Source organism: Microbacterium sp. ISL-103 (genome assembly GCF_018613995.1).
Taxonomy (GTDB): Bacteria; Actinomycetota; Actinomycetes; order Actinomycetales; family Microbacteriaceae; genus Microbacterium.
The window spans coordinates 1-8,113 of record NZ_JAGGPD010000051.1 but is presented as its reverse complement, the minus strand read 5'-3'; the positions used below and the strand labels follow the sequence as shown (position 1 = coordinate 8,113).

Genomic DNA, 8,113 nt, shown 5'->3' with positions numbered 1-8,113 from the left:
CACCGTGCCGACGACGGCGAGCGAGCGGCGCGGCGCGGCCTGCGCTTGCGAATCATCGGCATCACCGTGGTCATGACCGTGATCGCCCTCGTCGCCGAGCGGCAGCGTGCACGACCAGATCGCGCCGGCCAGGGTGATGACGGCTGCAGCGCAGGCGAACCAGATCGATTCGGGGCTGATGTAGAGGTTCAGCCGCCCGGTCAGACCGAGCCCGAGAGTGACCACCGAGATGACGGTGGCGAGGCCGATGCCCAGCCAGCGGCTGCCGAGGGCTCGGGCCCGGGAGGAGGCATGCTCAGAGGCGTGCTCGGAGTGCTCAGACAAAGACATTCACCCCGATCCCGATCGCGAAGGCGGCGAACACGACCACGCCGACGATGCCGACGAGGGTGCGGGTGGTGAAGGTCGTGCGCATCAGCGCGAGCATCTTCACGTCGACCAGCGGGCCGACGAGCAGGAAGGCCACGAGCGCGCCCGACGAGAAGGTCGAGGCGAACGAGAGCGCGAAGAAGGCGTCGACGTTCGAGCAGATCGCGACGGTCATCGCGAGAGCCATCATCGCGAGGATCGACAGCACCGGGTTCGAGCCGATCGCCAGCAGCACGTCGCGCGGGATCAGCACCTGCACGGCTCCGGCGAGCGCCGAGCCGATCACGAGGGCAGGCATCACCGCGCGCAGCTCGACGAGGAACTGCGTGAGGCTGCGGCGCACCGGGGTGCCGTGCTCGTGGGTGACGCGGTCGCATGTGTCGATGAACCGCTGCGTGAGCAGCGAGTCGGGCGAGGGGTGGCGGCTGTAGATCCAGCCGATCAGGTTCGCGATCAGGTAGCCGCCGATGAGTCGGGCGACCAGGATGCCGTCGTCGAAGCCGAACGCCGCGTGCGTGGTGAGGATGACGATCGGGTTCACGATCGGGGCGGCGATCAGGAAGGTCAGCGCCTCGGCCGGGGCGAGTCCGCGCATCATGAGTCCGCGCGCGAACGGCACGTTGCCGCACTCGCAGACGGGGATCAGCATGCCGAGCAGCGAGAGCACGGCCCGACGCGCCCATGCGCGCTTCGGCAGCCAGCGGTGGATCACGTCGGCGGGCAGCCACACCTGCACCACGATCGAGAGCAGCACTCCCAGGATCACGAACGGCAGCGCCTCGATCAGCACGCTCATCGCGAGCGTCAGACCGTCTTGGGCCCGGTTCGGCAGGGTGGCTGTGTAGAGCGCCGGCAGGAACCGGTCGACCAGGAACAGCGCCGCCACGATCGCGGCACCGAGGGCCACCCCGATCCACGGCGAGCGCGGCGATCGGGTGGGGCGGCGCGCGGAAGCGTGCGAGTGCCCCGTCCGGATGCCGGTCTGGGCGCTCACGCGTTCGCTGCCTCTTCGGCGTCGCGCTTGTTGGTGCAGGAGGCGCACAGCCCGAAGATGTCGACGACGTGCGCGGCATCCGTGAAGCCGTGGAGAGCGGCGGTGCGGTGCGCCCACTGCTCGACGTCGGTCGCCTCGATCTCGACGGTGAGTCCGCAGTTGCGGCAGATCAGGTGATGGTGGTGCCCCTGGGTCGTGCAGGCACGGTAGAGCGCCTCGCCCTCGGGGCTCTGCAGCGAGTCCGCATCGCCTGCGGCTGCGAGCCCGGCCAGTGCCCGGTAGACCGTGGCGAGGCCGATGCCCGTGTTGTCGTCGCGCAGCGCGGCATGCAGGTTCTGCGCACTGACGAACCCTCGCGCGTCGGCGAGGGCTTCGCGCACGCGATCGCGCTGCCAGGTGTTCCGCTGAGCCATACCCACGAGTCTAGGCGCGTAGCCCTTGCCGGGCCCTGGGAACGTCAGGCCCGCACGCGGCGCACCCCGCCGCGTGCGCGCTGGACGATCCAGCACACGACGTAGATCGTGAACGACAGGGTCGTGATGTACGGACTCACCGGCAGCGTGCCCGCGAGCGCGAGCAGGATGCCGCCGACCGCCGACACGAAGCCGAAGAGCGCCGCGAGCAGGGGCACCGCCACAGGTCCTGCGGTGAGGCGCATCGCGGCGGCCGCCGGAGTCACCAGCAGCGCCATCACCAGCAGCGCGCCGATGATGTGCACGCTGACCGCGACGATGAGGCCCAGAAGCACCATGAACAGCAGGCTCACGGCGCGCGTGGGCACGCCGCGGGCCGCCGCCGACTCGGGGTCGAGCGAGTCGAAGCGCAGCGGGTTCCACATCAGCAGAAGCCCGAGCAGCACGACGATGCTGATGCCGAGCAGCCAGCCGAGGTCGGGGCTCGAGACCGAGACGATCTGCCCGGTCAGCAGGCTGAAGCGGTTGGCGCTTCTGCCGTCGTAGAGCGAGAGGAAGAGGATGCCGAGGCCGAGGCCGAACGGCATCAGCACGCCGACGATCGAGTTGCGGTCGCGGGCCTTGGCCCCGAGGACCCCGATCAGGATCGCCGCCACCAGTGCGCCGCCGAGAGAGCCGACCACCACACTGCCGCCGAACAGCAGCGCCGCGGCGGCACCGGCGAACGACAGCTCGCTGACGCCGTGCACGGCGAACGCGAGATCGCGCTGCATCACGAAGACGCCGATCAGCCCGCCGACGATGCCGAGCACGGCACCCGCGATGATCGAGTTCGCGAGCAGGGCGACGAGCTCGCCGTAGTCCTGGAACGAGAAGACGTCACTCCAGTCGACGGCCTGCACGATGCCGGTCATGACGGTCATGCGGCACCTCCGTGGTCGTGATCGTGGTCGTGAAGGTGGTGGGGCTCGGCATCCGGAACCCCGACGACGACCAGTCGGTCGCCGGCGCGCAGCACGAACACCGGGGTGCCGTAGAGCTCGGTGAGCACGCGGGTCTGCAGCACCTCTTCGGGGGTGCCGAGCACGAAGCGCCCGCCGGCGATGTAGAGGATGCGGTCGACGCGGCCCAGGATCGGGTTGATGTCGTGGGTCACGAACAGCACGGCCGCCCCGCGGTCACGGCGCTGACGGTCGATGATGTCGGTCACCGCGACCTGGTTCGCGAGGTCGAGGTTCGACAGCGGCTCGTCGCACAGCAGCAGGCTCGGCTCGTCTGCCAGGGCCTGCCCGACACGCAGCCGCTGCTGCTCTCCACCCGAGAGCAGCCCGACCCGGCGGTCGGCGTAGTGCGCGGCTCCGACCGAGGCGAGCAGCTGGTCGACCTTGGCCTTGTCGCCGCGATGCGGGATCGGCAAGCCGAAGCGGCTGCCCTGTACCCCGAGCGCGACCAGATCGCGGGCCCGCATGCTCGTGTCGGGGGCGAGCGAGCGCTGTTGCGGGATGTACCCGATGCGCGGGTTTCCCTTGCGCACCGGCCCGCCGGCGACCGTGATGTCGCCCGCCGACAGCGGCTGAAGGCCCAGGATGCTGCGCAACAGCGTCGTCTTTCCCGAACCCGACGGCCCGAGCACGGCGATGAACTCGCCGGGGTCGACCGTCAGGTCGAGACCCGACCACAGCTCCCGGTCACCGCGCTGGAGGGCGGCTCCCCGCACCTCGAGCACCGGGTTCGACTTCTCGGCTCCTGCCCGCGCGTCGGCGGCGGCGCTCACGACTGGAGCGCGTCGGCGAGGCTCTGGATCGCGTCACTCATCCACTCAGAGTACGACGATCCTTCGGGGAGCAGCTCCGTGAAGGCGACGACCGGGATGCCGGCATCCGTTGCGGCATCCTCGACGCGCTGCGTCTCGGCCCCGCCGGTCTGCGCGTTCGTGAGCACGGCGCGCACGTCACCCGCATCGAGCACATTCAGCGTGGCGAGCAGGGTCGCGGGTGCGACGTCGCTGCCCTCTTCGACGGACTCGGCGAACCCCTCGGGGGTGACATCGGTGAGTCCGGCGGCTTCTGCGAGGTAGCCGGGCACCGGCTCGGTGATGATCACGTTCGCACCGGCGGCATCCGTCTTGAGCGTCTCGAGGTCGGCCTCGAAGCCCTCGAGGTCGGCGACGATCTCGTCGGCGTTGGCGGTGAACTCCGCCTTGCCGTCGGGGTCGAGCTCGCTGAGCTCTTCGGCGATGGATTCGACGACATGGATCATCGTGTGCGGGTCGAACCAGACGTGCTCGTTGAAGCCCTCGATGTGGTCGTGGCCCTCATGACCCTCCTCGCCCTCGGCGTGGTCGTGGTCGTGCTCGTCTTCGGTCGCGCCCTCTGCCTCGTCGGAGTGGCCCTCGTTGCCGGGGAAGTCGTGCGAGAACTCGACGGCCGTCACCAGGTGCGGGTCGCCGGCATCCTGCAGGAGCGTGTCGATGAACGCGTCGTACCCGCCTCCGTTCTCGATCACGAGGTCGGCCTTCTGCACCGAGAGGCGATCGCGCGCCGAGGCCTCGTACGAGTGCGGGTCTTGGGTTGCCGAGGTGATGATCGAGGTCACATCCACCCGGTCCCCGCCGATCTGCGTGGCGAGCGAGCCGTAGACGTTGGTGCTCGCGACGACCGCGACCGCATCGCCGTCGCCGCCCTCGCCCGCAGCGGGGGTGGAGCATCCGGCCAGCGAGAGTGCGGCGACGGATGCGAGGGCGAGGGCGGCGAACGACTTCTTCATTCCCTCACTCTAAACGCTAATGAGAACCATTATCAAATCCGCGGCGGGGCGTGCACGTCCGTCTGCAGGACCGAGGCACGGATGCAGGACGAGAAACCGTGTTCTCGTCCTGCATCCGTGCTGTCGTCCTACAAACGGCTCAGTGGCACCAGCTCAGTGGAACCGGCTCAGCCGATCAGCCCGGGCGCGATCCACACGGTCGAATCCGCCGGGACGGCGCCGTCGACGACCGTGCCGAGCACGACGTCCGCCGCATCCGCCCCGAGGTCGAACGGCTCGGCGCCGAAGTTCGTCACGATCTGCCAGCCGTTCGGGCGGGCGAAGCGCAGAACATCCGCGCGGCCCGTCTCGATCCATTCGAGGGCCTCATCGGTCTGCAGCTCGCGGCGCAGTCGCAGCGCCTCACGATAGAGAGCCAGCGTCGACGAGGGGTCGGCCTCCTCGACATCCACTGCGTACTCGCCGAACCATTCGGGCTGCGGCAGATGCGCGTCGCCGGCACCGAATCCGAACGACGGGCCGGATGCCGTCCACGGCAGGGGCACGCGGCATCCGTCGCGTCCGAGACCGTCGAACACGGCGCCGCGGAAGAACGCCGGGTCCTGGCGCTGCTCCGGCGAGATGTCGGCGACCTCCTGCAGACCCAGCTCCTCACCCTGATACAGGTAGGTACTGCCGGGCAGGCCGAGCAGCAGCAGCGTCGCGGCGTGCGCCCGACACAGACCCCCCTCACGGTCGAGCTCGGCATCGGGCCCGCCTGCGGCGATCCACTCGACGCCCTGCTTGACCCCCGTGCGTCCGGCCAGAGGAGCCAGTCCGTATCGTGTCGCGTGGCGTGTCACGTCGTGGTTCGACAGCACCCACGTCGTCGACGACCCGGTGATCGCCGCCTGACCGAGGTTGTCGGTGATGATCGTGCGGAACTGCGTCGCGTCGAAGTCGGCGACGAGCAGGTCGAAGTTGAACGCCTGACCGAGCCCCTCGGCCGAGGCGTACTTTGCCCGGCGCTCGGGCGTGCTCACCCAGGCTTCGGCGACGGCCGTGCGAGGCGGGTCGTACTCGTTGAAGACCCGCCGCCACTCGGCATAGACCTCGTGCACGTCATCGCGGTCATGCAGCGGGTGGTTGCCGTCGTGCGGCAGCAGTTCGAGCTCGGCGGTGCTGGGCAGCGGCTCGCTGAGATCCTTCGTCAGCATGTGCGCCACATCGATGCGGAATCCGTCGACTCCGCGGTCCGACCAGAAGCGCAGGGTCTTCAGGAAGTCCTCGCGCACCTCGGGGTGGTCCCAGTTGAGGTCGGGCTGCTCGGGGGCGAAGCTGTGCAGGTACCACTGGCCGTCGTCGACCCGGTCCCACNNGCCGTCGGGCCCCGATCCCTCGCGGAAGATGTATCGCTCGCGAGCGGCCGAGCCGCGGCCTGCGGCGAGCGCCTCCTGGAACCACTCGTGCAGATCCGACGAGTGGTTCGGCACGATGTCGACGACCACGCGGATGCCGCGCTCGTGCAGGGCTGCGACCATGTCGTCGAAGTCGTCGAGCGTGCCCAGGCGCGGGTCGACGTTGCGGTAGTCGGCGACGTCGTACCCTCCGTCGGCGAGCGCCGACGGATAGAACGGACTGAGCCACACGGCATCGATGCCGAGGTCACGCAGGTAGTCGGCCCGCGAGACGATGCCCGGGATGTCGCCGAGTCCGTCGCCGTTCGCATCGGCGAAGCTGCGGGGGTAGATCTGATAGACGGCGGCCTGCCGCCACCATGCTGCCGTCGTGTCGTCGCGGGTCTCGGTGAGAAGCGCATCGGTCATGAGGGGTGGTGCTCCTTCGTGTTGCGGTCTGCGGTGTGAGAGGTGTCAGCCCTTGACGGCGCCCTGCGTGACGCCCTCCATGACGAATCGCTGCGTGAACAGGTACGCCAGGATCGCCGGGGCCATCGCCATCAGGTACGAGGCGAACGACACGTTGTAGTTGTTGCTGAACTGGGTCTGGAAGAGGTTCTGCCGCACCGGGAGCGTCTGCATCGCCGGATCCGAGATGATCAGCGACGGCATCATGAAGTCGTTCCAGGCGTACAGGAAGGCGAAGATGCCGACCGTGGCGCTCATGGGTGCCAGCAGCGGGAAGATCAGCTGCCAGAACGTCTGCCAGGTGGATGCTCCGTCGATGCGGGCGCTCTCTTCGAGCTCGATCGGGATCGACCGGAGGAACGCGGTGAAGAGCAGAACACTGAAGCTCAACTGGAACATCGTCGCGAGGATGATCACGCCGAAGGGGTTGTCGAGACCGACACGACCCGTCAGCTGAATCTGCGGCAGCGCGACGACCGGGAACGGGATGAACATCGCCGCCAGCAGGTAGAAGAACGAGTAGCGGAAGAGGCGGTGATCCCAGTTGCGGACGATCGCGTAGGACGCGAACGCGGCGAGGATGATGGTCGCGATCACGGTGCCCGCGGTGACCAGCAGCGAGATGCCGGCGCCGACCGGGAACTTCGTCAGGTTCCATGCCTCGACGAACCCGTCGATGCTGAACGGGGCGGGCAGCGAGAACGCGTTGCCGTCGACCGCCTGGGCGGTGGTCTTGAACGCCATCGACAGCGTCACGTACAGCGGCAGCAGCACGGTGACGGCGGCCAGGATCAGGATGATCGTGCCCGACCAGTTGACGCGCTCCATGCGGACGCGCGGCTTCTTTCCCGAGGTGGGGATGGTGGTGAGTGTCTGCGTCGACATCAGAGTGCGTTCCTTCCGCGGGTCAGCGAGAGCTGCAGCAGGGAGATGAGCACCGCGACGATGAAGAAGATCGTCGCGTTGGCCATCTGATAGGCGTAGTCGCCGCCGTTGAAGCCCGCGATGATCGTCATCGCGACGCTGCGGGTCGAGGTGCCGGGTCCGCCGTTGGTGAGGCCGACGATGATGTCGTAGGCGTTGAGGAACCCCTTGAAGCCGAGGATCACGTTGATCACCACGTATCCCGCGACCAGCGGGATCGTGATGCGGGTCAGCTGCTGGGTCTTGCTCGCACCGTCGATGCTCGCGGCCTCATAGACCTCGCTGGGCACCGAGAGAAGACCTGCGATGTAGATCAGCAGCGCACCGGGCACCGCCTGCCAGGCGGTGACGATGACGATCGCGACCCAGGCCAGGTCGGGGTTGGCGAGCAGGCTCGTCTCGAGCCACGGGATCCCGGCTGCGGCACCCGCTGCGGGAAGGGAGTTCGAGAAGAGGAAGTTGAAGACGTAGGCGATGATGATGCCCGAGATGACCATCGGGATCACGAAGATCGTGCGAAGGCCCGTCTTGAAGCGGATGCGGGAGGTCAGCCCCACCGCGAGGAGGAACGCGATCACGTTGACGACGATCACCGTGGCGATCGAGAATCCGAACGTGAACAGGTAGCTCTGCAGGATGGCCGGATCGCTGAACATCGCGATGTAGTTGGTCAGCCCGCTGAAGCTCCACTCGCCGATGCCGATCGAGTCGGTGAAGCTGAAGAAGATGCCCATGACCGCGGGGACCGTGATCGCGAGGGTGAAGATCACGAGGGGCGGCAGCAGGAACAGGTAGGAGATCGG

The 8,113-nt window shown here is 68.2% G+C and carries 8 protein-coding genes and 1 pseudogene; all 9 read right to left on the bottom strand.

The genetic code is table 11. The annotated features are described in order from the left end of the window. Positions 1–330, bottom strand: a pseudogene (locus J7E68_RS02440) (DUF1980 domain-containing protein); the annotation flags it as partial. Continuing rightward, the gene (locus tag J7E68_RS02435) at positions 317–1,363 is read right to left on the bottom strand and encodes a permease (protein ID WP_311416109.1); all 1,047 of its coding nucleotides are present in this window, start codon (positions 1,361–1,363) and stop codon (positions 317–319) included. The gene J7E68_RS02435 and the pseudogene J7E68_RS02440, both read right to left, overlap by 14 nt. Then, positions 1,360–1,776, bottom strand: coding sequence for a transcriptional repressor (locus tag J7E68_RS02430; RefSeq protein WP_215169528.1), 417 nt, complete (start codon positions 1,774–1,776; stop codon positions 1,360–1,362). Before J7E68_RS02430 ends, J7E68_RS02435 begins: the two co-directional genes overlap by 4 nt. 44 nt (positions 1,777–1,820) lie before the next feature. Beyond that, positions 1,821–2,690: a metal ABC transporter permease gene (locus J7E68_RS02425; RefSeq protein WP_215169532.1), complete on the bottom strand. Its 870-nt coding sequence runs from the start codon at positions 2,688–2,690 to the stop codon at positions 1,821–1,823. Positions 2,691–2,695: 5 nt separating this feature from the next. Continuing rightward, complete coding sequence (locus J7E68_RS02420) at positions 2,696–3,550, bottom strand: metal ABC transporter ATP-binding protein (RefSeq protein WP_215169526.1); 855 nt, start codon at positions 3,548–3,550, stop codon at positions 2,696–2,698. Beyond that, positions 3,547–4,542: a metal ABC transporter solute-binding protein, Zn/Mn family gene (locus tag J7E68_RS02415; protein ID WP_215169524.1), complete on the bottom strand. Its 996-nt coding sequence runs from the start codon at positions 4,540–4,542 to the stop codon at positions 3,547–3,549. Before J7E68_RS02415 ends, J7E68_RS02420 begins: the two co-directional genes overlap by 4 nt. 167 nt (positions 4,543–4,709) lie before the next feature. Continuing rightward, the gene (locus J7E68_RS02410; RefSeq protein ID WP_215169522.1) at positions 4,710–6,347 is read right to left on the bottom strand and encodes a glycoside hydrolase family 13 protein; all 1,638 of its coding nucleotides are present in this window, start codon (positions 6,345–6,347) and stop codon (positions 4,710–4,712) included. 45 nt (positions 6,348–6,392) lie between these two features. Continuing rightward, positions 6,393–7,271 carry a carbohydrate ABC transporter permease gene (locus tag J7E68_RS02405; protein WP_215169520.1) on the bottom strand — a complete coding sequence of 293 codons (879 nt, stop codon included), beginning with the start codon at positions 7,269–7,271 and terminating at the stop codon, positions 6,393–6,395. Further along, a partial coding sequence (locus J7E68_RS02400) for a carbohydrate ABC transporter permease (protein ID WP_251048549.1) occupies positions 7,271–8,113 on the bottom strand: 843 nt, incomplete at its 5' end. The genes J7E68_RS02400 and J7E68_RS02405, both read right to left, overlap by 1 nt.